Below are 24046 nucleotides of genomic sequence, written 5' to 3' on the forward strand. Positions count from 1 at the left end.
TCAGACGCGCTCGAGGATGGTGGCGATGCCCTGGCCGCCGCCGATGCACTGGGTGGCGAGGGCATATTTGCCGCCCTCGCGCTTCAAGAGCGCGGCCGCCTTGCCCACGATGCGCGCGCCGGTGGCGCCCAGCGGGTGGCCGAGCGCGATGGCGCCGCCATCCAGGTTCAGCGTCTCATCCGCAATGCCCAGCTCCCGCTGGCAGGCGATAGCCTGGGAGGCGAACGCCTCGTTGAGCTCGACCACATTGATGTCGGAGATGGTGATGCCGGCACGCGCCAGCGCCTTGCGGGTGGCGGCCACCGGGCCGATGCCCATGATCTCCGGCGCGCAGCCGGCGACCGCCACGCTCTTCAGGCGAGCGAGCGGCTCAAGGCCGTTCTTCTCCGCATAGCTTTCCGAGCACACCAGCACTGCGGACGCGCCATCGGTGAGGGGAGAGGAGGTGCCGGCGGTGACGGTGCCGTTCTCGTCAAAGGCGGGCTTCAGGCCGGCGAGGGCTTCGAGCGTCGCATCGCGGCGGATGCAGCCGTCAGTGTCCACGGTCTTGTTGACCTTGCCGTTCACGTGAACGGGCACGATCTCCGCCTTGAAGTGGCCGGCGGCCTCGGCGCGGGTGGCTTTTTCCTGGCTCTTCAGGGCGAAGGCATCCTGATCGGCGCGGGTGATCTGCCACTTGTTGGCGACGTTCTCGGCGGTCTCGCCCATGCCCATGTAAGCGGAGGGCATCCTGGCGTAGAGCGCCGGATTCGGCATGGGGTTGAAGCCGGTCATGGGCACGCGGCTCATGCTTTCGATGCCGGCGCAGATGAAGGCGTCGCCAGCGCCGAGCTGGATCTGCCCGGCGGCCATGTGCACCGACTGCATGGACGAACCGCAGAAGCGGTTCACCGTCGTGCCGGCCACGGACTGTGGCAGGCCGGCGATCATGCCGATGAGGCGGGCGATGTTGAAGCCCTGCTCGGCCTCGGGGAAGGCGCAGCCAACGATCAGGTCTTCAGTGTCTTCCACCTTCACCTTGGTGCGGGCGATAAGCTCAGCCACCACCTGGGCGGCGAGGTCATCCGGCCGCAGGCGCGCAAGGTCGCCTTTCTTGGCCAGCGTGAAGGGCGAGCGGGCATAGCCCGCAATCACGACGTTCTGCATGAGCGCTCCTGCCTGATAGATATTGCCCGCATGAGGCGACGCCGCGGGTCTGTTTTTGGTTCCGCCAATTCCGGCTTTCACACGGCCCGGCATGGTGCAGGCCGCTTGAACCCATTGGGCCCGCGGGCATTTTCCGCGCGGGCCGGAGACTGTCTCGCCGCAACCGGGCTCAGCCGGCGGCCTTGCTCTCGCCGTTGGACGTGGCGAGGCCCGCGAGGGTCTGTTCCTGAATTTCCTTGAGCTCGACGATGGTTTCCTCCAGCGCCAGGCGCTGGTCCTCCAGCATCTCCAGCCGGGTCTCCACCTTCTTCAGCAGCATGCGCATCTGCTCGGACTGGGTGGGGTCCATGTCGTAAAGGTCGAGATAGTCCTTGATGTCGCGCAGCGAAAAGCCCAGCCGCTTGCCGCGCAGGATCAGCACCATTCGGGCCCGGTCGCGCTTGGTGTAAACGCGCATGGTGCCCGCCCGACGGGGCGTGATGAGGCCCTTGTCCTCATAGAAGCGAATGGTGCGCGGCGTCACGGCAAGGTCGCGCGCCAGCTCGGTCACCGTAAAGAAGGTGTCCGTCAAACCGGCACCGGTGTTGCGTTTGCCTGTCGCTGCCACAAGTTCACCTATACGTCACCTAGTCGCCCTGACGATACATGCTTTGACCTTCGGCGCAAGTCCCCTGCTTGGGGTTTTCAGTGCTGCAAAGCAGCAATGGCCGCGCGTGCCGTGTGGCGAAGGGTTTTCAGCACCAGTGGGAAAACGCAAGCGGCGGCAGCTCTTCAAACAAGCGGCGGGAGCTCTTCAAATGCGCCGCGCACAGTGGCAAAAATCTATCATGGTATTGATTTATTCTGACAGGAAACCGGGCTTCTGGAGCATTCCATCGTGCTGTTCCTGCAACGCATGGGTATATTTTTAGTGGTGAGGGCCGGAAGGCGACAATCCCAGTTGACGCAGCTGTGCGTTTAGGCATGCTGGATGACGTATAGGGCACCATAAAAACCTATAGTGCGCCGCAGCGCGCCGTGCCCCAGGAAACGCCACATCGAAAGCGCCACCGGGAAACGCCGACCCGGGGGAGCGCCGAGCAAGGGGGACCCATGTCCAGATCCACCGCCATGGTCAGTCGTGCCGGGAGCGTCGCGCTGCCTCTTTTCGCCACCCTGCTGGCCACCGGGGCCGCACAGGCGGGCGGCTTCGGGCTTCGCGAGCAGAGCGCCTATTTCCAGGGCTCGGCTTTCGCCGGCACTGCCGCGGGCGGCGAAGGCCTCGCCTCCATGTTCTGGAATCCGGCCGCGACCAGCTTTTCGCCGGGCCTGAACTTTGAGGGCAACTTCACCTACATCATGCCGCACGCCTCCGTCGACGTGACGCAGGCCCGCGCCCCGATCACCGGCGGCAATCTCGGCAATGTTGGGGTCGGCGACATCATCGATGACGCCCTTCTGCCCACCACCTTCATCACCTACGGCTCGGAAAACTTCGCCATCGGCCTTGGCGTGACGGTGCCCTTCGGCTTGATCTCGGACGCCCCCTGCGACTGGTCCGGCCGCTATTACGGCTGCTACAGCCGCATCTTCGACATGAACGTTCAGGGCACCGTGGCCTACAAGGTCAATGAGTGGCTGACGGTGGGCGCGGGCGTCAGCGTCAATTACATCGATGCGCGGCTGAGCAATGCCGTCTTCGCGGGCCTCACCCCGCCGACCAATAATCTCTATGGCCAGGTGGATGGCGACGATCTCGGCGTTGGCTTCAGCGTCGGCGTGCTGCTCACCCCGTGGGCGGGAACCACCATCGGCGTCGGCTACAAGTCGTCCATGGACCACGACCTGGCGGGCACGCTGGGCGTCTATCTGGTGCAGGCGCAGCTTGCCAGTTATATCGCCAATGCGGGGCTGACGCTGCCCGGGCAGATCACCGCCTCCCTGCGCTCGCAGGTGGCGCCGCAATGGACGGTGCTCGGCACCGTGGAGTGGACGGACTGGTCCACCATGACCGATCTGGTGGTGCGCACGCCCACCAGCGTCGCCAGCGTCCTCGACCTGCAGTGGAAGGATGGCTGGTTCTTCTCCGGCGGCGTCGAATATCAGTGGGATCCCAAGCTCGCCCTGCGCGCGGGCATCGGCTACGAGCTGACGCCGGTTCCGGACGAGACGCGCTCGCCGCGCCTGCCCGACACCAACCGCCTGTGGCTGTCGGCCGGCTTCACCTATGCGGTGACCCAGCAGCTTTCCATGGACTTCGCCTATAGCCACATCTTCGGGCAGAACAGCCCGATCGAGCAGTATCCCTACGAGGCGGGCAATGCGCTGCGCGGGGTGCTGATTGGCGAGGTGAACGACGGCTATGTGGACATCGTTTCCCTGGGCGTGCGCTACAAGTTTGGCGAGGCGACCCAGCCGGCGGCGTTGATCACCAAGTAAGCCTGCGCCCCCATCTCGGCGCAATCGCGACCGAACCTGATTGCGGGGAGCCCCGGCCAATGCCAGGGCTCCCCCACGGCGAACTGAAAGACATGCGGCAGCCTGGCGCCTGAAGAGCCGGCAAACGGCCTCGGCGCGCTGCCTGCGGGAGAACGCCCATGCTCGAGCGAACCAATAGCGCTCCCATCGTCCCCAAACCCGTCCCCGATCTGCTGGATGCCAGCGTCGCCGAACACGGCAGCCGGCCTGCGCTGAACTTCTTCGGCCGGCAATGGACCTATGCCCAACTCGGCGCGCTGGTGGATAAGGTTGCCACCGGTCTTCAGGCAGAAGGCGTGGGGCCGGGAACCAAGGTGGGCCTCTGCCTGCCCAACACGCCCTATTCGGTCATCTTCTTCTTTGCCGTCATGAAGGCCGGCGGCACGGTCGTGAACTTCAGCCCGCTCTATGTGGAGCGCGAGCTGCGCCACCAGATCCGCGATTCGGGAACCACAATCATGGTGGTGCCGGATGTGAAGCTGATTCACTCCCGCATCGTCGCCGTGGCCCATGAAGCCGGTCTGCGGCGCATCATCGTGTGCCCCATGGCGGGGGTGCTGCCTTGGATCAAGGGCATGTTGTTCACCCTCTTCAAGCGCAGCGAGCAGGCCGAATACCAGCTCACCGACGGTCTCCACATGCCCTTCAGCGCCCTTGTTGGACATGGGGACCGGCCGCAGCCGGTGGTCATCGATCCGCTCAAGGACATTGCGGTGCTGCAATATACGGGCGGCACCACCGGCGTCCCCAAGGGCGCCATGCTCACCCATGCCAACATCTCGGCCAATGCCCAGCAGGTGATGATTCATGCTGAGTGCCGGCGCATCGGGGTGAAGCGCGTGCTGGGGGTGCTGCCCCTGTTCCATGTGTTCGCCATGCAGACGGTGATGGTGATTCCCATCTGCCTGGGTGCCGAAATCCTCCTGGTGCCGCGCTTCAACCTCGCGGATGTGCTCGACGTGATCGAGCAGGCCAAGCCGACCATGTTTCCCGGCGTCCCCACCATCTTCGCGGCCATCAACGGCTTTCCGGCCATTGAGAAGCGGGATCTGTCGTCCCTCACTTTGTGCATTTCAGGCGGCGCGCCGCTGCCGGGGGAGGTGCGCCACCGCTTCGAGGGGCTGACGGGCTGCAAGCTGGTGGAAGGCTACGGCCTCAGCGAAACCTCGCCCGTGCTCACCGCCAACCCGCCTTTGGGGCTGGTGAAGGACGGCTCCGTGGGCACCGCCCTGCCTGAGACGGTGATCGAGATTCACGACCTGGTGGACCCCAAGCGCCTGTGCGCCGTGGGGGAGAAGGGCGAGGTGTGCGTGCGCGGCCCGCAGGTGATGCGTGGCTACTATAACCGGCCCATGGAGACCCTCGACACCTTCCTCGACGGCGCCTTGCGCACCGGCGACGTGGGCTATCTGGACGAGGACGGCTACCTGTTCCTGGTGGATCGCATCAAGGACGTCATCCTGTGCGGCGGCTACAATGTCTATCCGCGGGTGATCGAGGAGGCGCTCTATCTGCACCCGGCGGTGTCGGAGGCGGTCGCCATCGCCGTTCCCGATGCCTATCGCGGCCAGGCGCCCAAGGCCTTCGTGACCCTGCGGGAGGGGATGAACGCCACGCCCGAGGAACTGCTCTCCTTCCTGTCCGCCCAGATCTCCAAGATCGAGATGCCCAAGGCGGTGGAGATTCGCGAAAGCCTGCCGAAGAGCATGGTGGGCAAGCTCTCCAAGAAAGAGCTGATCGAGGAGGAGCGGAACCGGGCCGCCTCCTGAAACAGCCGCTTGTCAGGCGGTCGCTTGGTCTTTAGTCGGAGGCGGGTGGTCCGTTCCGGCCGGGTGCGAAACCGGGCCGGGGCCGCCGCCTGATCTCCATCCGCCTGCTGAAGGGAGGGGAGGGCGCCCGCCCTCGTCGCGTCCCGACCGCGGCCCAGCGCCCAGAATTCGTTCATGAGCGATCTCGTCGGCCTCGTCTTTCCCTTCTTTGGCCTCATCTTCCTTGGCTATTTCTGCGGAAAGCTGGTGAAACTGCCGGAAGCCGGGCTCGCCTGGCTCACCTTTTTCATCATCTACATCGCGCTGCCGGCCCTCTTCTATCGAATCGTCGCGCAGACGCCATTCGAGGAGCTGGCCAACCCCGCCTTCATCCTGGCCGTGGTGGCCTCCACGGCGACGGCCTCGGCCATCGCCCTCGGCGTCGGGCTGTGGTTCCGACGCGGGAATGTGGGGGAGGCCGCCATTGCCACCACGGTCGGGGCCTATGCCAATGTGGGCTATATGGGCCCCGGCCTCAGCATCGCGGCGCTGGGGCAGGGGGCGGCGACGCCGGCGGCCCTCATCTTCGCCTGCGATAGCCTGCTGTTCTTCACGCTGGTGCCGTTGCTGATGGCGACGCGCGGGCGTGGCGAGAGCCTGGGCGCCACCTTCGCGCTCATCGCGCGGCGCGTGCTCACCCATCCCTTCAATATCGCGACCCTGCTGGGCGTGCTGGCGGCGGCGTTCCATTTCCAGGAGCCAGAAGCCCTGTCGCGGCTGCTGGATGCGCTGAAGAACGCGGCGGCGCCCTGTGCCCTCTTCACCCTGGGGGTGACGGTGGCCCTGCGGCCGCTGCGTCGCCTGCCCGTGGAGCTGGCGCCGCTGCTGGGGCTGAAGCTGGTGGGACAGCCGGCCATCGCCCTGCTGTCCCTCTCGGTGGTGGGCGTGTTCGCCCAGTCCTGGTCGCAGAGCTGGCCGCCGGCCTGGGCCCAGACGCTGCTGCTGATGGCGGCGCTGCCGCCGGCGCTCAACTGCTTCGTGCTGGCGCGGCAGTACCACACTTATATGGAGGAGGCGTCCACGGCCGTGCTGGTGGGCACCGTGCTCTCGGTGTTCAGCGTCACCGCCATGCTGTTCCTGCTGAAGGCGCAGATCATCCCCCTCGATCTTCTCCACTGAACGGAGGGGACCGAGGGGCGATTCGCGAGGGCGGCCGATTCGCCTCAGGCCGCCCGGCTGCCGACACCCAGGCGCATCACGGTGCGCCGCAGCGGGCCCACCCGGTCGAGCAGATAGAGGCCGAAGCCCCGCATGCCCTGGATCGGAACGAAGTCCGACAGCAGCGAGCGATTGAGCACGTCCACCGCGCGCATGCGCCCCTCAATGTCGCTGCGCCGCGCGCGGGCGTAGCGCTCCAGCAGCTCGGGGCCGCCCACGTCGCGGCCGCTGGCGGCGGCCTCGCTCACCAGGGACACCAGCTCCGCCACGTCGCGAAGGCCGAGATTCAGGCCCTGCGCGCCGATGGGCGGCATGATGTGGGCGGCTTCCGCGATCAGCGCGATGCGTGGGGCGGTGAGCTTTTCCGCCGTCTCCGCCGAAAGCGGGAAGGCGCCGCGGCCCGGCTCCACCTCGAATCGGCCGAGGATGGAGGAGGCCCGGGCCTCCAGCTCGCGCGAGAGTGCCTCGTCAGAAAGGCCGAGCAGGCGCAGGGCCTCGCGCTCGCTCACCACGCACACAATGCTGGAGCGCTCGCCGGGCAGGGGCACGAGGGTGAAGGGACCGCTCTCGGTGTGGAATTCGGTGGAAATTTCCTCGTGCGGGCGGGTGTGGCGCACGATGGCCGTGAAGGCCACCTGCGGATAGGCCCGCGTGACGGTGCCGATTCCCGCCGACGCGCGTACGGTGGAGCCGCGCCCATCGGCGCCGACCACCAGGCGTGCGCTTAGCACCGTGCCATCGGCCAGCTCCAGGCGGGCGGCCTCGTCACCCACGGTGACGGCGGTGAGGCTGGTGCGCGCGATGTGGAGCCGTGGCTGCGCCAGCGCCGCTTCCATGAGCGTGAGGCGCAGCGGGTCGTTCTCGATATTGTAGCCGAAGGCGTCGAGCCCGATTTCCGCCGAGCGGAAGGTGACCTCCGGCGCGCGGAACAGGCGGCGCGTCGCATCGGCGATGCGCATGTCGCGCAGCGGAGTGGCCTTGGGGGCCAGCACCTCCCAGAGGCCGAGGCTTTCGAGGATGCGCACCGAACCGTCGAGCAGCGCCGTGGTGCGATGGTCCACGCCCCGGTCCGGCCCGGTGACGAGGGCGGTGGAGACGCCCCGCGCCGCGAGCCCCAGGGCCATGACGAGCCCGGCCGGCCCGCCGCCCACCACGACCACGTCGTGCAGATCGTCCGCATGGTGCGGCGCGCTCAGGCTCTCCGAGGCTTGCGTCGTCATGATCTCCTCCACCTTAGGGCGCCTTCGGGCGACGGACGGCACTGCCGGCGCGCACACGGAAAACGCATCAACTCGATACCCGGAACGCGGTCCCGATTCCATGAGATGGGGCAAAGCTCGGGCCCCGCGCGCACCTTCGGTTCGCGCTCCGAACCTAGCTCAGGAGGAGCCATCCGGGGGCGCGGTCTGTTGACCCATCATAGCCGAAGCGCGCGCGTGTTCATGTGAAGCCTCGCACGGGCCCCCGCCAGATTGTGGACGGCCCTTGCGGGCGGCGCGCCGGCCCCTATGATCCCGGCCGGGGAATGCTCGCGATTGGGAAAAGGGGAGGCGTCATGGTCCACGCGGTTCAGGTGCATCACACGGGCGGGCCGGACGTGCTGACCTACGAGGAAGTCACCGTGCCGCCGCCGGGCCCGGGAGAGGTGCAGATCCGCCAGACGGCCATCGGCCTCAACTTCATCGACGTTTATTTCCGCAGCGGCCTCTACAAGGCCCCCACCATGCCCTTCGTGCCGGGGAATGAGGGCGCGGGTGTCGTCATGGCCGTGGGGCCGGACGTGTCCGGTTTCCACGAAGGCGACCGGGTGGCCTATGCCATGAGCCTCGGCGGCTATAGCGAGGTGCGCAACGTTTCCGCCGCGCTGCTGGTGCACCTGCCGGCTTCCATCGACGACCGCACCGCCGCCGCCATGATGCTGAAGGGCATGACGGCCCAGTATCTCGCGCGCCGCACCCATCCGGTGAAGCCCGGCGACGTCATCCTGGTGCAGGCCGCGGCCGGCGGCGTGGGCCTCATCCTGTGCCAGTGGGCGAAGCACCTGGGCGCCACCGTCATCGGCACCGTAGGCTCGAAGGAAAAGGCGGAGCTGGCGCGCACCCATGGCTGCGACCACGTCATCCTCTATCGGGAGGAGGACTTCGTTCACAAGGTGAAGGAGATCACCGGCGGCAAGATGTGCGACGTGGTCTATGACGGCGTTGGGCAGGCGACCTACCCGGCCTCCCTCGACTGCCTGAAGCCGCTGGGCCTGTGGGTGAGCTTCGGCAACGCCTCCGGCGCCATCAAGAATTTCGACCTGCTGTTGCTGTCACAGAAAGGCTCCCTGTTCGCCACCCGCCCCACGCTTGCCACCTTCGTCGCCAAGCGCAGCGACCTGCTGGCGACGGTGAACGACCTGTTCGAGGTGGTGCTCGATGGCGCGGTGAAGATCCCCGTGCACCAGACCTACGCCTTGAAGGACGTGCAGAAGGCCCACAAGGACCTCGAATCGCGCAAGACTACCGGCTCCACCCTGCTGCTGCCCTGACGGCAGTAGGCCCGCGGGGCCCCAGCCCTGAACTATTCGCATGCAAGCGATGCGGCGCGGCGGGAGCGGCGCGCGCGCACCCTGCATTTTCGCCGAAAAGAAGCAGAACCAACACCTTGCGCAAGTCCCGCTTCCGTCCGATATGTACCTCACTCATAAGGAAGGGGTGGCCCGCGTTCCGCCGGAACCTGCCCTGCCCGTGCTGCGACGGACCGTTCCGGCCATGATGCGCCAATACGAACTCGTCGAGCGCGTTCGACGGTATAATCCCAACACCGACGAGGCGCTGCTCGATCGCGCCTATGTTTACGCCATGAAGGCGCACGGCAGTCAGCTGCGTGCGTCGGGCGATCCTTATTTCTCCCATCCGCTGGAAGTCGCGGCCATCCTCACGGACTTGAAGCTGGACGACGCCACCATCGTGGCGGCGCTGCTTCACGACACCATCGAGGACACCGACGCCACCAAGGCCGAGATCGAGCGCCTGTTCGGGCCGCAGATCGCGACGCTGGTGGAGGGGCTCACCAAGATCAAGAAACTGGACCTCGTGTCCAAGCAGGCCAAGCAGGCGGAAAACCTGCGCAAGCTGCTGCTGGCCATCGCCGACGATGTGCGGGTGCTGCTGGTGAAGCTGGCGGACCGGCTGCACAACATGCGCACCCTGAAGTGGGTGCCGCCGGAAAAGCGCGACCGCGTGGCCCAGGAGACCCTGGACATCTACGCGCCCCTGGCCGCCCGCATGGGTATGCAGGACATGCGCGAGGAGCTGGAGGACCTCTCCTTCCGCCAGCTGTCCCCGGAGGCGTACGAGAGCATCACCACCCGGGTTTCCGAGCTGCGGCAGCACAATGGGCCGCTGGTGCAGGAGATTGAGCGCGATCTGCGCGAGGCGCTGGAGCAGCGCGGCATCCAGGCCGAGGTGAAGGGGCGCGAGAAGCGGCCCTTTTCCATCTGGGGCAAGATGGAGCGCAAGGCCATCGGTTTCGAGCAGCTCTCGGACCTCTACGGCTTCCGCGTGATCGTGGGGAGCCTGGAGGACTGCTATCGCGCGCTCGGTGTGGTGCACACCCGGTGGGCCATCGTGCCCGGGCGCTTCAAGGACTACATCTCCACCCCCAAGCCGAACGATTACCGCTCGCTGCACACCACGGTGGTGGGGCCGCGCCGCCAGCGCGTGGAACTTCAGATCCGCACCCAGGACATGGACGAAATCGCCGAATACGGCATCGCGGCCCACGCCCTGTACAAGGACCCCTCGGGCGCGCCGGGCGTGATGCTCTCCGGCGAGACGCGGGCCTATGCCTGGCTGCGCAAGACCATCGAGAACCTCTCGCAGGGCCTCTCGCCCGAGGAGTTCCTGGAGCACACCAAGCTCGAGCTGTTCCACGACCAGGTCTTCTGCTTCACCCCCAAGGGCCGCTTGATCGCCCTGCCGCGCCGGGCGACGCCCATCGACTTCGCCTATGCCGTGCACACCGATGTCGGCAACACGGCGGTGGGCTGCAAGATCAACGGTTCTGTTGCGCCGCTGGTGTCGGAGCTGAAGAACGGCGACGAGGTGGAAATCATCACCTCCAAGGCGCAGACGCCGCCGGGGGCCTGGGAAACCATCGCCGTGACGGGCAAGGCGCGGGCGGCGGTGCGGCGGGCAACGCGTGCGGCCGTGCGCGCACAATATTCGGGGCTGGGCCGCAAGATCGCGGAGCGGGCCTTTGCCAAGGCCGGCAAGTCCTTCTCTGAGGAGGTTATCGGCCGCGCGGTGCCGCGCCTGGCGCGGACGGCGGCGGAGGATGTGTTCGCGGCCGTGGGCCGGGGCGAGATCAAGACGGAGGATCTCATCCGCGCCGCCTATCCCGAATGGGTGCCGCCGCGCCCGGAGGACCGCGCCAATGGCGGCACCTCCACCGCCGAAGGGTGGTTCGAGCTGAAGCGCGGGCACAATCTCAAGTTCAAGATCCCGGAAGGCGCATCGCAGGAGCGGCTCGACGCCATCCCCATTCGCGGTATCACTGGCGAGCTGCCGGTGCGCTTCGCCCCCAATGGCGGGGCCGTGCCGGGAGACCGGATCGTCGGCATTCTCACGCCCGGAGAAGGGATCACCATCTATCCCATCCAGTCCCAGTCCCTGCAAAGCTTCGAGGACGCGCCCGAGCGCTGGCTCGACGTGCGCTGGGACGTGGATGAGCTCTCCGATGGCCGCTTTCCCGCGCGCATCGTCGTGACGGCGCGCAACGAGCCGGGCTCGCTGGCCCAGGTGGCGAGCTCCATCGGCGACCGGGGCGGTAATATCGAGGGGCTGCAGATGCGTTCGCGCTCGGCCGACTTCACGGAGATGGTGATCGACATCGAGGTGTTCGACCTGCGCCATCTCAACGGCATCATCTCGGACCTGAAGGCCCGCGACGTGGTATCCAGCGTCGAGCGCGTGAACGACTGATACGGCCTCTCTTCAAGGAGCACAGCCATGGAACGGGCAACGCCGGTGCGGCTTGGGGTGAACGTGGATCATGTGGCGACCCTGCGCAACGCGCGCGGCGGCGCGCTGCCGGATCCCGTGCGCGCGGCGCTGCTGGCCAAGGCGGCCGGGGCCGACGGCATCACCGCCCATCTGCGCGAGGATCGCCGCCACATCCGCGATGCCGACATGGAGCGGCTGAAGGCGGAGGTGGACCTGCCGCTGAATTTCGAGATGGCCTGTACCGAGGAGATGGTGGCCATCGCCACCCGCATCGGCCCGCACGCCTGCTGCCTGGTTCCGGAAAAGCGCCAGGAGCGCACCACGGAAGGCGGGCTTAACGCCGCCGGCCAGGAAAAGGAGCTGCGCCCGCGCATCGCCGCGCTGAAGGAGGCGGGCATTCGCGTGTCGCTCTTCATCGCCGCCGAGCCGGCCCAGATCGCCGCCGCGCGGGCGCTGGAAGCGGATATCGTGGAGCTGCACACCGGCGCCTGGTGCGACGCCATCGCGGAAGGCCGCTTTTCGGAAGCGGAGGCCGAGTTCGCGCGCCTGACCATCGGCGCGCGGGAGGCCGAGACGCTGGGGCTTGAGGTCCATGGCGGCCATGGGCTCGATTTCGCCACCGCCGAGCGCCTCGCGGCGCTGCCGGAAATCATGGAGCTGAACATCGGCCACTTCCTGGTGGGCGAGGCGGTGTTCGTGGGCCTTCGGGCCGCTATTGGCAGCATGAAGGAAGCCATTGCCCGCGGCCGGGCCCGCGCCGGTACCGGAGCGGCGGCATGATGATCCTCGGCATCGGCTCCGATTTCACGGACGCCCGCCGCATCGCCAAGTCCATCGAGCGCTATGGCGAACGCTTCCTGGAGCGGGTCTTCACCCCGGTGGAGCGCGCCAAGGCCGACGCCCGCAAGCTGCGCGCGGAAACCTATGCCAAGCGCTTCGCCGCCAAGGAAGCCTGCTCCAAGGCCCTGGGCACGGGCCTCAGCCAGGGCGTGTTCTGGCGCGACATGGGCGTGGTGAACCTGCCCACCGGCCAGCCCACCCTGGAGCTGACCGGCGGCGCCGCCCGGCGTCTCGCGGCCATGGTGCCAGAGGGGTTCGAGCCGCGCATCCACCTCACCCTGACGGACGAGGGGCCCCTTTCGGCCGCCTACGTCATCATCTCGGCGGTGCCGCGCGGCTGAGGCCGAAGGCGGGAAACGGGCGGGGGGCGATGGATCATCTTCTGAGCGGGCTGCTGCACTGGACCACCCGCGGCATCGAGGTGGCGGGCACGGTGGTCATCGTGTTCGGCATCCTGATGGCCGCTTATGCCTTCGCGCGCGATCTTCTTCGCGGCCGGTCGAGCGCGGAGGCTTTCCGTTCCTGCCGATCGTCCCTGGGCATGGCCATCCTGCTGGGGCTGGAACTGCTGGTGGCGGCGGACATCATCTCCACCGTGGCCATTGAGCCCAGCCTGGAAAGCCTCGCCGTGCTCGCGGGCATCGTGGTCATCCGAACCTTCCTCTCCTTCTCGCTGGAAGTGGAGATCGAGGGCCGCTGGCCCTGGCAGGCGCCGGCCAAAGCCGAGGGCGGGGTGGAGCAGAAGGCCGAGCGCAACAAAGCGTGAGGCCCGCGAGCGACCAAATCCGGTCCTGACGCAGGGGTGCGCGTTGCCGCCGCGCCGGGAAGCCTCTATAGGGTGCGAACGCATTTGGCCGGGGTGGCTTTCGGCCGCGCCGTCCTCAGTTTCGGCGCAGTTTGCTGCACCCTGCGCACCGTTCTCATTTTTTCGGACCCTCGATGACCGCGACCAGCGATTCGAAGAAGGACGGCGGATTCCTCGAAACCGTCCAGGTGATCGTCCAGGCCCTGCTGATCGCTCTGCTGATCCGCACGTTCCTGTTCCAGCCCTTCAACATCCCCTCGGGGTCCATGAAGGATACGCTGCTGATCGGCGACTACCTGTTCGTTTCGAAGTACAGCTACGGCTATTCGCGCTTCTCCATCCCGTTCTCGCCCAACCTGTTCTCCGGCCGCATCTTCGGCGAGCAGCCGACCCGGGGCGACGTGGTGGTGTTCAAGCTGCCGCGCGACAACGAGACCGACTATATCAAGCGCGTCATTGGCCTGCCGGGCGACAAGATCCAGATGATCGACGGCTGGCTGCACATCAATGGCGTGCCTGTGAAGCGCGAGCGCCTTACCGACGTGACCGAGGATGACGGCACCGGCCGCCCCGTCCCCGTCAAGCGCTGGCGCGAGACGCTGCCGAATGGCGTCTCCTATGAGACGCTCGACCTGGTGGACAACGGCTTCTACGACAACACCCCTGTCTATGAAGTCCCGCTGGGCCATTATTTCATGATGGGTGACAACCGCGACAATTCGGCCGACAGTCGTGTCCTGAGCCAGGTCGGCTACGTGCCGTTCGAGAATCTCATCGGCAAGGCGCAGATGATTTTCTTCTCTATCGATGAGGGCGCGTCGGCCTGGCAGGTGTGGACATGGCCTTGGACGGTGCGATGGGACCGGCTGTTCAAAATGGTGAATTGACCAGAGTGTTCGAAGATCTCTCCGGCCTCGAAGAGCGGATCGGCTATGCGTTCAAGGATCGGGCGCTGCTCGACCTTGCACTATCCCACATCAGCGCTGTGAAGGGTGAGGCGCCGCGCCTGCGCTCCTATCAGCGCCTGGAATTCCTCGGGGACCACGTGCTGGGCTCCGTGGTCTCGCACATGCTCTATGCGGCCTTTCCCGGCGCGGAGGAGGGCGAGCTTTCGCGCCGCCTAGCCGAGCTGGTGCGCGAGGAAGCGTGTGCGGATGTCGCCGCCGACATGAATCTGGGCGCCCACATCCGCCTCGGCCCGGGCGAGACCCAATCCGGCACCCACAAGCGGCGCGCCATTCTGGCCGATGTCACGGAAAGCGTGGTGGCCGCGGTCTTCCTCGATGGCGGCTACGGCGCTGCCAACGTTCTGGTGGAGCGTTATTGGCGCCACCGGTTGGAAGCTCCGCGCCGGCCGCTGCGCGATGCGAAGACCGTGCTTCAGGAATGGGCGCAGGCGCGCGGCCTGCCGCCGCCCTCCTACCGCGATGTGGCGCGCTGCGGTCCAGACCATGCGCCCCGCTTCACCGTGGCCGTCGAGCTGCCGGGGCTGACCCCGGTGGAGGCGGAAGGATCATCAAAGCAGGCGGCGCAGAAGGCCGCCGCCTCCGCTTTCCTGGTACGGGAAGGCGTGTGGGAAAAGAATGCGAGCTGAGCATGACGAACAAGCCACGTGATCCGGGCGAACCCGCCGTGCCCAGCAAGACCCCGGCGCCGGGGCGGACGGAGGCGGACGAGGAGGCCCTGCGCGAGCAGCAGCGCCTGGAAGCCGCCGAGGCCGATGACTTCGACGACGATGACGATTTCGACGATGACGAGCCGGTGGCCGAGGAGGCTCCCCAGCCGGCCGGCCCCACGCGCTGCGGCTTCGTCGCGCTGCTGGGCGCGCCCAATGCGGGCAAGTCGACCCTGACCAATGCCCTGGTCGGCACGAAGGTCTCCATCGTCTCCCACAAGGTGCAGACCACGCGCTCCATCGTGCGGGGCATCGCCATCGAGGGCTCGTCTCAGGTGGTGCTGGTCGACACGCCCGGCATCTTCGCGCCCAAGCGGCGGCTGGAACGGGCCATGGTGGCGAGTGCCTGGACCCATGCCGCCGATGCCGACGTCATCGCCCTGCTGGTGGATGCCAAGCGCGGGGTGGATGAGGAGATCGAGGCGCTGATCGCGCCGCTCTCGGAGATCCGCCGTCCGCGCGCGCTGATCCTCAACAAGATCGATCTCATCCGCCGCGACACCCTGCTGGCCCTGGTGACGGAGCTCAACGAGCGCCTCCAGTTCGAGCGCGTCTTCATGGTCTCCGCCCTGACCGGCGATGGGGTGGACGATGTGCGGACCTGGTTCGCGCAGATGGTGCCGCCCGGCCCCTGGCTCTATCCCGAGGACCAGATCTCCGACGCCCCCATGCGCATGCTGGCGGCCGAGATCACCCGCGAGAAGATGTTCATGCGCCTGCATGACGAGCTGCCCTACCGCTCCACGGTGGAAACCGAGAGCTGGAAGGAGCTGAGGGACGGCTCCGTGCGCATCGAGCAGACCATTTATGTGGAGCGCGAGAGCCAAAGGAAGATCGTGCTCGGCAAAGGCGGGACGGCCATCAAGACCATCTCCTCGGAATCACGCGCCGAGCTCGCCGAGATCCTGGAAGTGCCGGTGCACCTGTTCCTGTTCGTGAAGGTGCGCGAGAACTGGGCCAACGACCCCGAGCGCTATCGTGAGATGGGGCTGGAATTCCCCCGCGGGGACTAAGGCGTTTCCGCGCGAAGTGGGAATCCGCTCGCGTGGGGAAATGCGTGAAAGCAAGGGGACGGACCGTTTCGCTGAAACACTGAAGCGGTCTGGCGGCCCGAAAGGCTGATGCCGTGGAGTGGAACGACGAGGGCATCGTGCTGGGCGTGCGGCGCCACGGCGAGGCCAATGCCATCGTCGAGCTGCTCACCGCCCGGCGTGGCCGGCATCTGGGCATGGTGCGGGGTGGGGCCTCACGCCGGCAGGCGCCCATGCTCCAGCCCGGCAACACGGTGAGCGCCACCTGGCGCGCGCGGCTGGACGAGCACATGGGCAATTTCGCCCTGGAACCGCTCGTGATTCGCGCCGAAGCCCTCATGCGCGCGCCCCACGGCGCCTATGGCATCACCCATATGGCGCACCTGCTGCGCCTGCTGCCGGAACGGGACCCGCAGGAGGGTCTCTACGCCACACTGGGCGCAATCCTGGACGCCTTCGACGCTGCGCCTGCCGCCGGCATGCTGCTGGCGCGGTTCGAGCTGGCCTTGCTGGGGGAACTGGGCTTCGGGCTGGAGCTGGAAGCCTGCGCGGCCACCGGCCAGCGGCACGACCTCATCTATGTGTCGCCGAAGAGCGGGCGGGCGGTCTGCAGGGAGGCGGGCGAGCCCTATGCGCCGCGCCTGCTGCCATTGCCCGCCTTTTTGGTGGGGCAGGGTACCCATCCGTCCGCATCGGAGGTGGAGGATGCCCTGCGCCTCACCGCTTACTTCCTCCAGCGCCGGGTGCTGGAGCCGCGCGGCCTCGGCTTTTCCGAGGCGCGCGGCCATTTTATTGCCTCCTGGCGCCGGGAGATGCCTGCCGGGTGATCACCACCAATAGGGCCGGGGCGGCGGCGGTCCCCAGAACGGGCGTGGCCTCGGCGGCTCAACCCAGATGCTGCCGCAGCGGGTCACCCAGTGCCAGCGCCCGCCCCACCACCGCCGTTCGCGCCAGCACCGGCGCACCCAGTAGACATTTTCCGGCTTCACCTGAAGATCTGCGGGCCCCGCCAGAGCCGGAGCCGCGTTACCGAGCGTGCCGGCGGACGCCGCCGGTATGTGCGCACCCAGCAAGCCTAGCGCGACGATGCCTCCTGCCGCCCAAAGGATCTTTCGCATCACACTCTCCTGTGCATCAGCGGGCACAGGGCTTGGTCCGCCCCGCGCCCATGCCTTGAAAACCCTAGCGGAGGAGGGCGGCGGCAGTTAGGCCGAACCTGGTATAACGGTATGCAAACACACGATAAATCGGTCGCGGCATACCGCTTTGATGAACCGTTGTTTACCCTTGCGGCGCTTGTGTGCCTTCCGGCACCTCCGGGCCCCCCGCCGCCTGCGCGGCGCCAGTGTCGGGCGGCCCGGAGGCAGAAGCGCGGGCGGGCGAGCCGCGCGCGTGCGTAGGGGTGGGCGCATAATCGCCTTGTCGTGCCTTCGCGCGCGCGGTACTGCCTGCTTATGGCCACCCGTACCCTTCCGCCCCCCGCGCCTCCCGGTGGGAATATCGAGAACGTCGCGCTGAAGGCGGCGCTGGAAGAGCGCTACCTTGCCTACGCTCTGTCCACCATCATGCACCGCGCCCTGCCGGACGCGCGCGACGGCCTGAAGCCCGTGCATCGACGCATCCTGCACGCCATGCGCCAGTTGCGGCTGGATCCGGGGCAGGCGTTCAAGAAGTCCGCCCGCGTGGTGGGCGACGTGATCGGCAAATTCCATCCCCATGGTGACCAGTCGGTCTATGACGCGCTGGTGCGCCTCGCCCAGGATTTCGCGCAGCGGTATCCGCTGGTGGATGGGCAGGGCAATTTCGGCAATGTGGACGGCGATAACGCCGCCGCCATGCGATACACCGAGGCCCGCCTTACCGAGACCGCCCGCCTGCTGCTGGACGGCATCGACGAGGATGCGGTGGATTTCCGCCCCACCTATGACGGCTCCGAGGAAGAGCCGGTGGTGCTGCCGGCGGCCTTCCCCAACCTGCTCGCGAACGGCTCCCAGGGCATCGCGGTCGGCATGGCCACGTCCATTCCGCCCCACAATGCAGCCGAGCTGCTGGATGCGGCGCTGCATCTGGTGGAGCACCCCAACGCGCTCGCCGTGGATCTCCTGAAATACGTGCCGGGCCCCGATTTCCCCACCGGCGGCGTGCTGGTTGACGACCCCGTGGGGGTGGCGGAGGCCTATGCCACCGGCCGTGGCTCGTTCCGGGTGCGCGCGCGCTGGAACAAGGAGGAGACGGGCCGCGGCACCTATGTGGTGGTGGTCACCGAGATCCCCTATGGCGTCGCGAAATCCCGGCTGATCGAGAAGATCGCCGAGCTGCTCACCGACAAGAAATTGCCGCTGCTGGCGGATGTGCGCGACGAGAGCGCCGAGGATATCCGCGTGGTGCTGGAGCCCCGCTCGCGCACCGTGGACGCCGAAGTGCTGATGGAGAGCCTGTTCAAGCTCACCGACCTGGAAGCGCGCGTCCCGCTCAACATGAATGTGCTGGTGCGCGGCCAGATCCCCAAGGTGCTCTCCCTGGCGGAGGCGCTGCGCGAGTGGCTGGACCACCGCCGCGAGGTGCTGCTGCGCCGCTCGCGCTATCGGCTGGACCAGATCGCCCACCGCCTGGAGGTGCTGGGCGGCTATCTCATCGCCTATCTCAACCTCGACGAGGTCATCCGCATCATCCGCGAGGAGGACGAGCCCAAGCAGGAGCTGATGCGCACCTTCGAGCTGACGGACGTGCAGGCGGAAGCCATCCTCAACATGCGCCTGCGCTCCTTGCGCCGCCTGGAGGAGATGGAGATCCGCAAGGAGCACGACGCCCTTTCCAAGGAGCAGGACGCGCTCACCAAGCTGGTTGGCTCCGAAGGGGCGCAGTGGAAGGCCATCGCCAAGGAGATCCGCGAGACCCGCAAGATCTATGGGCCCGAGACCGCGCTCGGCAAGCGCCGCACCACCTTCGCCGCCGCTCCGGAGCTGGGCGAGGAGGCCTTCACCGAGGCGCTGGTGGAGCGCGAGCCCATCACCGTCGTGGTCTCGCAGAAGGGTTGGATCCGCGCCCTGAAGGGGCACCAGCAGGACCTGTCCAACCTCCAGTTCAAGACCGACGATGCGCTCGGTCACGCCTTCTTCGCGGAAACCACCTCCAAGCTCATGGTGTTCGCCAGCAATGGCCGCTTCTTCACGCTGGAAGCCTCAAAGCTGCCGGGCGGGCGCGGCCATGGCGAGCCCATCCGCATGATGATCGACCTGGAGCAGGAGGCGGAGATCGTCTCCGTTTTCGCCCACCAGCCGGAACGCAAGCTGCTGGTGGCCTCCAGGCAAGGCCGGGGCTTCGTGGTGGCGGAGGACGATTGCCTGGCCACCACCCGCAAGGGCAAACAGGTGCTGGTGACCGACCCGCCGGATGCAGCCCTGGGGGTGCGCTTCGTGGAAGGCGACTGGGTGGCGGTGATCGGCGATAATCGCAAGCTGCTGCTATTTCCTGTCAACCAGATTCCGGAAATGACGCGCGGCCGTGGCGTGCGGCTGCAGCGCTATCGCGAGGGCGGGCTTTCCGACATCAAGGTGTTCCCCATTTCCGGCGGCCTCACCTGGGAGGATTCCTCCGGCCGCACCTGGACCGTTACCGAGCTTCTCGACTGGCAGGGTGAGCGGGCGACCGCCGGCCGCCTGCCGCCGAAGGGCTTTCCGCGCACCAACAAGTTCTCCTGAGCGGCTGCCTTCGGCATGGTCGCGCCACCTGACCAAGCCGAAGGCGCGCCGCGCGCGCCTACCCGGGGCCCTCTCGCGCCCTTATGGCTGGCGGTGCGGACCCAGGTGCGGGCCCGCGAGGTGTTCCTTGTGGTGCTCTCGGCGGTGATCGGCATCGCGGCGGGGGCGGTCGCCACCGCCATGAGTTTCGGCACTCAATTCCTCCATGAACTGCTGTTCGCCCTGCCGGCCGGGGAGCGCCTGAGCGCATCGCCGGCGCTGATCTCGCCCTGGCTCGTCCTGGTGCCGGCGGCGGGGGGACTGCTGATGGGGCTCATTGCCCTGGGGTTGAAGCGCTGGCGGCCCCATCCCATCGTCGACCCCATCGAGGCCAATGCGCTGCACGGCGGGCAGATGTCCCTGACCGACAGCATCATCCTGTCCCTGCAAACCATGGTGTCCAACGGGTTTGGCGCATCGCTGGGGCTCGAGGCGGGCTATAGCCAGATTGGCGGTGGCATCGCCTCGCGCCTGGGTGTCATCTTCGATCTGCGTCGCAACGATCTGCGCATATTGGTGGGGGCGGGAACGGCGGCCGGGCTCGGCTCGGTGTTCGATGCGCCGCTAATGGGCGCCTTCTATGCCTTCGAGCTGATCATCGGCACCTATTCCATTCCCGCGGCCGTGCCGGTGCTGACCGCCGCCATGGGCGGCGTGCTCACGGCGCGCACCCTGGGCCTGCACGTGGAGCCGCTGGCCATCGCCCATCTGCCGCCGGCGGAACCGAGCCAGGTGCTGCTGTTCGCGCTGCTGGGCCTGGTGGCGGGCGTGGTGGCCATCGTCATCATGCGGCTCGTCACCACGGTGGAATGGCTGTTCGCCCACAGCCGGCTTCCCGCGCCCCTGCGCCCGGCCCTGGCCGGGCTCGCCGTAGGGTGCCTCGCCCTCTATTCGCCGCAGGTGCTGTCCGATGGCCACGGCGCGCTGCATGAGCAGGTGGGCAGCGCGGTCACCTGGTCGGTGGCCATCGTGTTCGGCTTGAAGATGGTGGCTTCCGCGCTATCGGTCGGGTCGGGGTTTCGCGGGGGCCTGTTCTTCGCATCCCTGTTCCTGGGGGCGGTGATGGGCAAGCTCTATGCGGCCGGGCTCGAGCTGCTCTTTCCCGGCCTCGGGCTCGCGCCGGCGCTGGCGGCGGTCGTGGGCATGGGGGCCTTGGCGGTGGGCGTCATCGGCGGCCCGTTGACCATGAGCTTCCTGGTTCTGGAAATGACGGGGGACCTCACCCTGACCGGGCTGGTGGTGAGCACGGCGGCCGTCACCTCGCTGATGGTGCGGGAAACCTTCGGCTACTCCTTCTCCACCTGGCGGCTGCACCTGCGCGGCGAAACCATCCGCAGCGCCCAGGACGTGGGCTGGATGCGTGACCTGACCGTGGCCGCGATGATGCGCACCGACATGCGCACATTCCCCCATGATGGGACCATCGGCGCGCTGCGTGCGGCCTTTCCTTTGGGCTCCGTCCGCGTGGTGGTGCTGGTGGACGGGGCGGGGGCCTATGCCGGTCTCGTGCGCGTTTCCGAAGGATATGCCGCGCGCCGGGACGTGGCGGAACCCGTCCGCGTCATCGCCCGGCACGGCGAGAGCATGCTGCTGCCAGCCATGAACGTGAAGGAAGCGGCCGAGGCGTTCGAGGCGGCAGGGGCAGAGGAACTGCCGGTGGTGAGCGATATCGAGTCGCGCCGGCTCGTAGGCCTGCTCAGCGAATCCCATGCCCTGCGCAGCTATGCGGAGCGCTTGGACATGGCGCGCCACGGCCTTGGCGCGGAGGATTAAGCGAGGCTCTGGCTTGGCGCCAAAACTGTCCTTGAGCGCCAAAGACAATCCCGAACGCAAAAAGCCCGGGCACGGCCCGGGCTTTTCGATCCTACGCTAACTCAAGACTGCGGCTGCTCAGGCGCCCTTGGTCCAGCGCACAGCGGCCTCGGCCACGCGCTTGCCAAGGTAAGCGGCGGTCTTGCGGTCGGCCTCCGGGGGCATCACGTCCGCACCCTGGTCCACGTTGGACTGCGCGAAGGCGCCGCCGAAGCCACCCAGGCGGTTCAGGTCGTTGACCGAAGCGGTGGAGGAGTTGTTGCCGGGATGCAGGCCCAGGCCCACCCAGATCATGCCGTGCTGCTGGGACAGGGTGATGAGCGCCTGCAGGCCCTGAAGCTTGTCGCCGTTCTGGCTGCCGGAATTCACGAAGCCGGCGGCCAGCTTGTCCTTCCACGCCAGCGACATCCAGCGCTTGGAGCTCTTCTCCGCGAAGCCCTGGAACGCGGCGGAAACGTTGCCCATGTAGATGGGCGAGCCGAAGATGATGGCGGCGGCGCCGTCCAGCACTTCCCAATTGGCATCCACATCGTCGACGGAGATGAGGACGCCGTCCACGGCTTCCACTTCCTTCACGCCGGCGAGCACGGCTTCGGCCTGGGCCTTCGTGTGGCCGTAGCCGGAGTGATAGACGATGGCGACAACGGGCTTCGACATGATTTGTCTCCCCAAGGTTGGGTCGGTGGTTCGTTCGGCCCCCTTTTTGACGTGCAATTCTGACGCTTTCCAGACATTCATCCGCAAGCGATTTATGCAGAAATGCAAACATGGCGTGGCCGCCGCGCCTTAATGCGATGGAAACCAGGGCGTGGAACAATCGCGCCCATGCAAAGCCGCTCCCGTCTTCGATCCGCTCTCGCCACCCTGGCCCTGCACATCGGGGCGGCCGGGCTCATCGCCTATTTCGCCTACAATGCCTATACGGGCGACCATGGCCTTGTGGCCCAGCGCACGTATGAGCAGGAGACTCAGCGCCTCGAGGCCCAGCTTGCGGAGCTCAAGACTCAGCGCATGGCCCTTGAAAACAAGGTGTCGCTGCTCGCCGCCACGCGCCTCGATCCCGACATGCTGGATGAGGAAGGCCGCCGCCAACTGAACTTCATCCACCCCAAGGATCTCGTATTGCTTCGCAGCAAATGAACTGATTTTTGGTTCATATGAGGTATGAACTGATAATTGGTTCATTCCTTCAGAATCAAGAGTTTGCAAGGTGTTGCGGTGCAATATTTTCAATTCCCGCTTTGCGTGTGCGGGAAGGTGCGCTAGAGAGTCCGCGATTTCAGCGCATCCAGAGGTCGCCGATGGCTCCCAGGAAATCCGCCGCACGCGCCGCCGCAGCCGCGGGCGGGACTGCAACCTTCACGAAAGATGATGAGCTTTTCGCTTATCGCGAGATGCTGCTGATCCGCCGCTTCGAGGAGAAGGCGGGCCAGATGTATGGCATGGGCCTCATTGGCGGCTTCTGCCACCTCTATATCGGTCAGGAGGCCGTGGTGGTGGGCATGCAGATGTCCATGAAGGATGGTGACCAGGTCATCACCGGCTACCGCGACCACGGCCACATGCTGGCCGCCGGCATGAACCCTGACGGCGTCATGGCCGAGCTCACCGGCCGCCGCGGAGGCTACTCCAAGGGCAAGGGCGGCTCGATGCACATGTTCAGCATCGAGAAGCAGTTCTTCGGCGGTCACGGCATCGTTGGCGCCCAGGTTTCGCTGGGCACGGGCTTGGCCTTCGCCGACCGTTACAAGGGTAATGGCGCCGTCTCGGTAACCTATTTCGGTGACGGCGCGGCCAATCAGGGCCAGGTCTACGAGAGCTTCAACATGGCGGAGCTTTGGAAGTTGCCCGTCGTGTACGTGATCGAAAACAACAAGTATGCCATGGGCACCTCGGTGACCCGTTCCTCGGCGCAGCCGGATTTCTCCAAGCGCGGTGTGTCCTTCAACATTCCCGGTGAGCAGGTGGACGGCATGGATGTGCGCGCCGTGCGCGCCGCCGCCGACCGCGCTCTGGCCTTCGCCCGCGAGGGCAACGGGCCCTACATCCTGGAAATGCAGACCTACCGTTATCGCGGCCACTCCATGTCCGACCCGGCGAAGTACCGGTCGAAGGAGGAGGTGCAGAAGATGCGGACCGAGCACGATCCCATCGAGCAGGTCCGCGCGCGCCTGTTGAACGATCATGGGGCGACCGAGGAGGAGCTGAAGAAGATCGACGCCGAGGTTCGCGACATTGTCGCCGCCGCCGCCGATTTCGCCTCCCACGATCCGGAGCCGGATCCCGCCGAGCTCTACACCGACGTGCTGCGCTGAGGGCGCGACGATGGCCGCGCCCGCGCTCCCCACGCCCACCGCTCCGGCGGTAAAGGCGGGACGGCGCGTGGGTATGGCCCATGCGTGCCCCCAATTGGCGACCGGGCACCGGCTGGAAGGGCAGGGTGAGGGGCTCACCGTCCGCCTGTCCCGCCGTTCCCGGCAGCCGGTGGCGACCAGAGTGATGGCCGCTACCCCGGTGCCTTACGCGTCCATTCCCTTGAACCATTCGCGCGCGTTCGCGAGGCGTTATCCGCCCGCGTCCGCAGCG

General features: G+C 67.0%; 20 protein-coding genes. 16 read left to right on the forward strand and 4 right to left on the reverse strand.

Translation table 11 applies throughout. From position 1 onward, the window contains the following. Together V5F26_RS13810 and V5F26_RS13815 are read right to left on the reverse strand one after the other, a co-directional pair. Positions 1-1146, reverse strand: a complete 1146-nt coding sequence (locus tag V5F26_RS13810; protein WP_394946198.1) for a thiolase family protein — start codon at positions 1144-1146, stop codon at positions 1-3. A gap of 169 nt (positions 1147-1315) precedes the next feature. After that, positions 1316-1753 carry a MerR family transcriptional regulator gene (locus V5F26_RS13815; protein ID WP_394056957.1) on the reverse strand — a complete coding sequence of 146 codons (438 nt, stop codon included), beginning with the start codon at positions 1751-1753 and terminating at the stop codon, positions 1316-1318. Positions 1754-2238: 485 nt separating this feature from the next. On the opposite strand from V5F26_RS13815, the gene V5F26_RS13820 reads away from it, so the two are divergent. The 3 genes from V5F26_RS13820 (at position 2239) to V5F26_RS13830 (ending at position 6530) form a co-directional block, all read left to right on the forward strand. Further along, entirely contained in the window at positions 2239-3564 is a 1326-nt protein-coding gene (locus V5F26_RS13820) for an OmpP1/FadL family transporter (RefSeq protein ID WP_234050309.1), read from the forward strand. Positions 3565-3722: 158 nt separating this feature from the next. Next, positions 3723-5372 (forward strand): long-chain-fatty-acid--CoA ligase, encoded by a 1650-nt coding sequence (locus V5F26_RS13825; RefSeq protein ID WP_394946199.1) that lies wholly within the window; start codon positions 3723-3725, stop codon positions 5370-5372. 174 nt (positions 5373-5546) lie between these two features. Continuing rightward, the gene (locus V5F26_RS13830) at positions 5547-6530 is read left to right on the forward strand and encodes an AEC family transporter (protein WP_234050311.1); all 984 of its coding nucleotides are present in this window, start codon (positions 5547-5549) and stop codon (positions 6528-6530) included. A 44-nt stretch (positions 6531-6574) separates the two neighbouring features. Here the strand turns inward: V5F26_RS13830 and V5F26_RS13835 are convergent, their stop codons facing one another. Beyond that, on the reverse strand, positions 6575-7789 hold the full coding sequence (locus V5F26_RS13835) for a UbiH/UbiF family hydroxylase (RefSeq protein ID WP_394946200.1): 1215 nt from the start codon (positions 7787-7789) through the stop codon (positions 6575-6577). 335 nt (positions 7790-8124) lie between these two features. Here V5F26_RS13835 and V5F26_RS13840 point away from each other — a divergent pair, with 335 nt between their 5' ends. From V5F26_RS13840 to V5F26_RS13890, 11 genes are all read left to right on the forward strand, one after another. Further along, the gene (locus V5F26_RS13840; protein ID WP_234050313.1) at positions 8125-9099 is read left to right on the forward strand and encodes a quinone oxidoreductase family protein; all 975 of its coding nucleotides are present in this window, start codon (positions 8125-8127) and stop codon (positions 9097-9099) included. 223 nt (positions 9100-9322) lie between these two features. Beyond that, positions 9323-11536: a RelA/SpoT family protein gene (locus V5F26_RS13845; protein ID WP_394057145.1), complete on the forward strand. Its 2214-nt coding sequence runs from the start codon at positions 9323-9325 to the stop codon at positions 11534-11536. A gap of 27 nt (positions 11537-11563) precedes the next feature. Then, entirely contained in the window at positions 11564-12337 is a 774-nt protein-coding gene (locus V5F26_RS13850; RefSeq protein ID WP_394056950.1) for a pyridoxine 5'-phosphate synthase, read from the forward strand. Beyond that, the gene (gene acpS, locus V5F26_RS13855) at positions 12337-12738 is read left to right on the forward strand and encodes a holo-ACP synthase (RefSeq protein ID WP_234050810.1); all 402 of its coding nucleotides are present in this window, start codon (positions 12337-12339) and stop codon (positions 12736-12738) included. Before V5F26_RS13850 ends, acpS begins: the two co-directional genes overlap by 1 nt. Before the next feature lie 29 nt (positions 12739-12767). Then, entirely contained in the window at positions 12768-13163 is a 396-nt protein-coding gene (locus V5F26_RS13860; protein WP_394056949.1) for a DUF1622 domain-containing protein, read from the forward strand. A gap of 173 nt (positions 13164-13336) precedes the next feature. Further along, a complete protein-coding gene (gene lepB, locus V5F26_RS13865; protein WP_394056948.1) occupies positions 13337-14089 on the forward strand; it encodes a signal peptidase I in 753 nt (250 codons plus the stop codon). A gap of 5 nt (positions 14090-14094) precedes the next feature. Beyond that, positions 14095-14796 carry a ribonuclease III gene (gene rnc, locus V5F26_RS13870; RefSeq protein ID WP_394056947.1) on the forward strand — a complete coding sequence of 234 codons (702 nt, stop codon included), beginning with the start codon at positions 14095-14097 and terminating at the stop codon, positions 14794-14796. A 107-nt stretch (positions 14797-14903) separates the two neighbouring features. Beyond that, entirely contained in the window at positions 14904-15890 is a 987-nt protein-coding gene (gene era / locus V5F26_RS13875; RefSeq protein WP_394057144.1) for a GTPase Era, read from the forward strand. A gap of 113 nt (positions 15891-16003) precedes the next feature. After that, entirely contained in the window at positions 16004-16735 is a 732-nt protein-coding gene (recO, locus tag V5F26_RS13880; RefSeq protein WP_234050319.1) for a DNA repair protein RecO, read from the forward strand. A gap of 627 nt (positions 16736-17362) precedes the next feature. Next, a complete protein-coding gene (parC, locus tag V5F26_RS13885; RefSeq protein ID WP_394056943.1) occupies positions 17363-19609 on the forward strand; it encodes a DNA topoisomerase IV subunit A in 2247 nt (748 codons plus the stop codon). A gap of 93 nt (positions 19610-19702) precedes the next feature. Continuing rightward, positions 19703-21421 (forward strand): chloride channel protein, encoded by a 1719-nt coding sequence (locus V5F26_RS13890; RefSeq protein WP_394946203.1) that lies wholly within the window; start codon positions 19703-19705, stop codon positions 21419-21421. A 117-nt stretch (positions 21422-21538) separates the two neighbouring features. On the opposite strand, the gene V5F26_RS13895 is transcribed toward V5F26_RS13890, so the two are convergent. Beyond that, positions 21539-22117, reverse strand: a complete 579-nt coding sequence (locus V5F26_RS13895; protein ID WP_394946205.1) for a flavodoxin family protein — start codon at positions 22115-22117, stop codon at positions 21539-21541. A gap of 168 nt (positions 22118-22285) precedes the next feature. Between V5F26_RS13895 and V5F26_RS13900 the strand changes: the two genes are divergently transcribed. Next, the gene (locus V5F26_RS13900) at positions 22286-22600 is read left to right on the forward strand and encodes an FtsB family cell division protein (RefSeq protein ID WP_234050324.1); all 315 of its coding nucleotides are present in this window, start codon (positions 22286-22288) and stop codon (positions 22598-22600) included. Positions 22601-22761: 161 nt separating this feature from the next. Next, positions 22762-23775: a pyruvate dehydrogenase (acetyl-transferring) E1 component subunit alpha gene (gene pdhA, locus V5F26_RS13905; RefSeq protein ID WP_394946208.1), complete on the forward strand. Its 1014-nt coding sequence runs from the start codon at positions 22762-22764 to the stop codon at positions 23773-23775. Positions 23776-24046 lie beyond the last annotated feature (271 nt).

Source organism: Xanthobacter variabilis (assembly GCF_043831965.2).
Lineage (GTDB): Bacteria > Pseudomonadota > Alphaproteobacteria > Rhizobiales > Xanthobacteraceae > Xanthobacter.

Excerpts from the sequence above, each read along its gene's own strand:
- V5F26_RS13845 (WP_394057145.1), top strand. The coding sequence starts at position 9,323 with ATGATGCGCCAATACGAACTCGTCGAGCGCGTTCGACGGTATAATCCC.
- V5F26_RS13840 (WP_234050313.1), top strand. The coding sequence starts at position 8,125 with ATGGTCCACGCGGTTCAGGTGCATCACACGGGCGGGCCGGACGTGCTG.
- V5F26_RS13820 (WP_234050309.1), top strand. The coding sequence starts at position 2,239 with ATGTCCAGATCCACCGCCATGGTCAGTCGTGCCGGGAGCGTCGCGCTG.
- parC (WP_394056943.1), top strand. The coding sequence starts at position 17,363 with ATGGCCACCCGTACCCTTCCGCCCCCCGCGCCTCCCGGTGGGAATATC.
- V5F26_RS13860 (WP_394056949.1), top strand. The coding sequence starts at position 12,768 with ATGGATCATCTTCTGAGCGGGCTGCTGCACTGGACCACCCGCGGCATC.
- V5F26_RS13900 (WP_234050324.1), top strand. The coding sequence starts at position 22,286 with ATGCAAAGCCGCTCCCGTCTTCGATCCGCTCTCGCCACCCTGGCCCTG.
- pdhA (WP_394946208.1), top strand. The coding sequence starts at position 22,762 with ATGGCTCCCAGGAAATCCGCCGCACGCGCCGCCGCAGCCGCGGGCGGG.
- V5F26_RS13810 (WP_394946198.1), bottom strand. The coding sequence starts at position 1,146 with ATGCAGAACGTCGTGATTGCGGGCTATGCCCGCTCGCCCTTCACGCTG.
- acpS (WP_234050810.1), top strand. The coding sequence starts at position 12,337 with ATGATCCTCGGCATCGGCTCCGATTTCACGGACGCCCGCCGCATCGCC.
- V5F26_RS13830 (WP_234050311.1), top strand. The coding sequence starts at position 5,547 with ATGAGCGATCTCGTCGGCCTCGTCTTTCCCTTCTTTGGCCTCATCTTC.
- V5F26_RS13835 (WP_394946200.1), bottom strand. The coding sequence starts at position 7,789 with ATGACGACGCAAGCCTCGGAGAGCCTGAGCGCGCCGCACCATGCGGAC.
- V5F26_RS13895 (WP_394946205.1), bottom strand. The coding sequence starts at position 22,117 with ATGTCGAAGCCCGTTGTCGCCATCGTCTATCACTCCGGCTACGGCCAC.
- V5F26_RS13825 (WP_394946199.1), top strand. The coding sequence starts at position 3,723 with ATGCTCGAGCGAACCAATAGCGCTCCCATCGTCCCCAAACCCGTCCCC.
- V5F26_RS13850 (WP_394056950.1), top strand. The coding sequence starts at position 11,564 with ATGGAACGGGCAACGCCGGTGCGGCTTGGGGTGAACGTGGATCATGTG.
- lepB (WP_394056948.1), top strand. The coding sequence starts at position 13,337 with ATGACCGCGACCAGCGATTCGAAGAAGGACGGCGGATTCCTCGAAACC.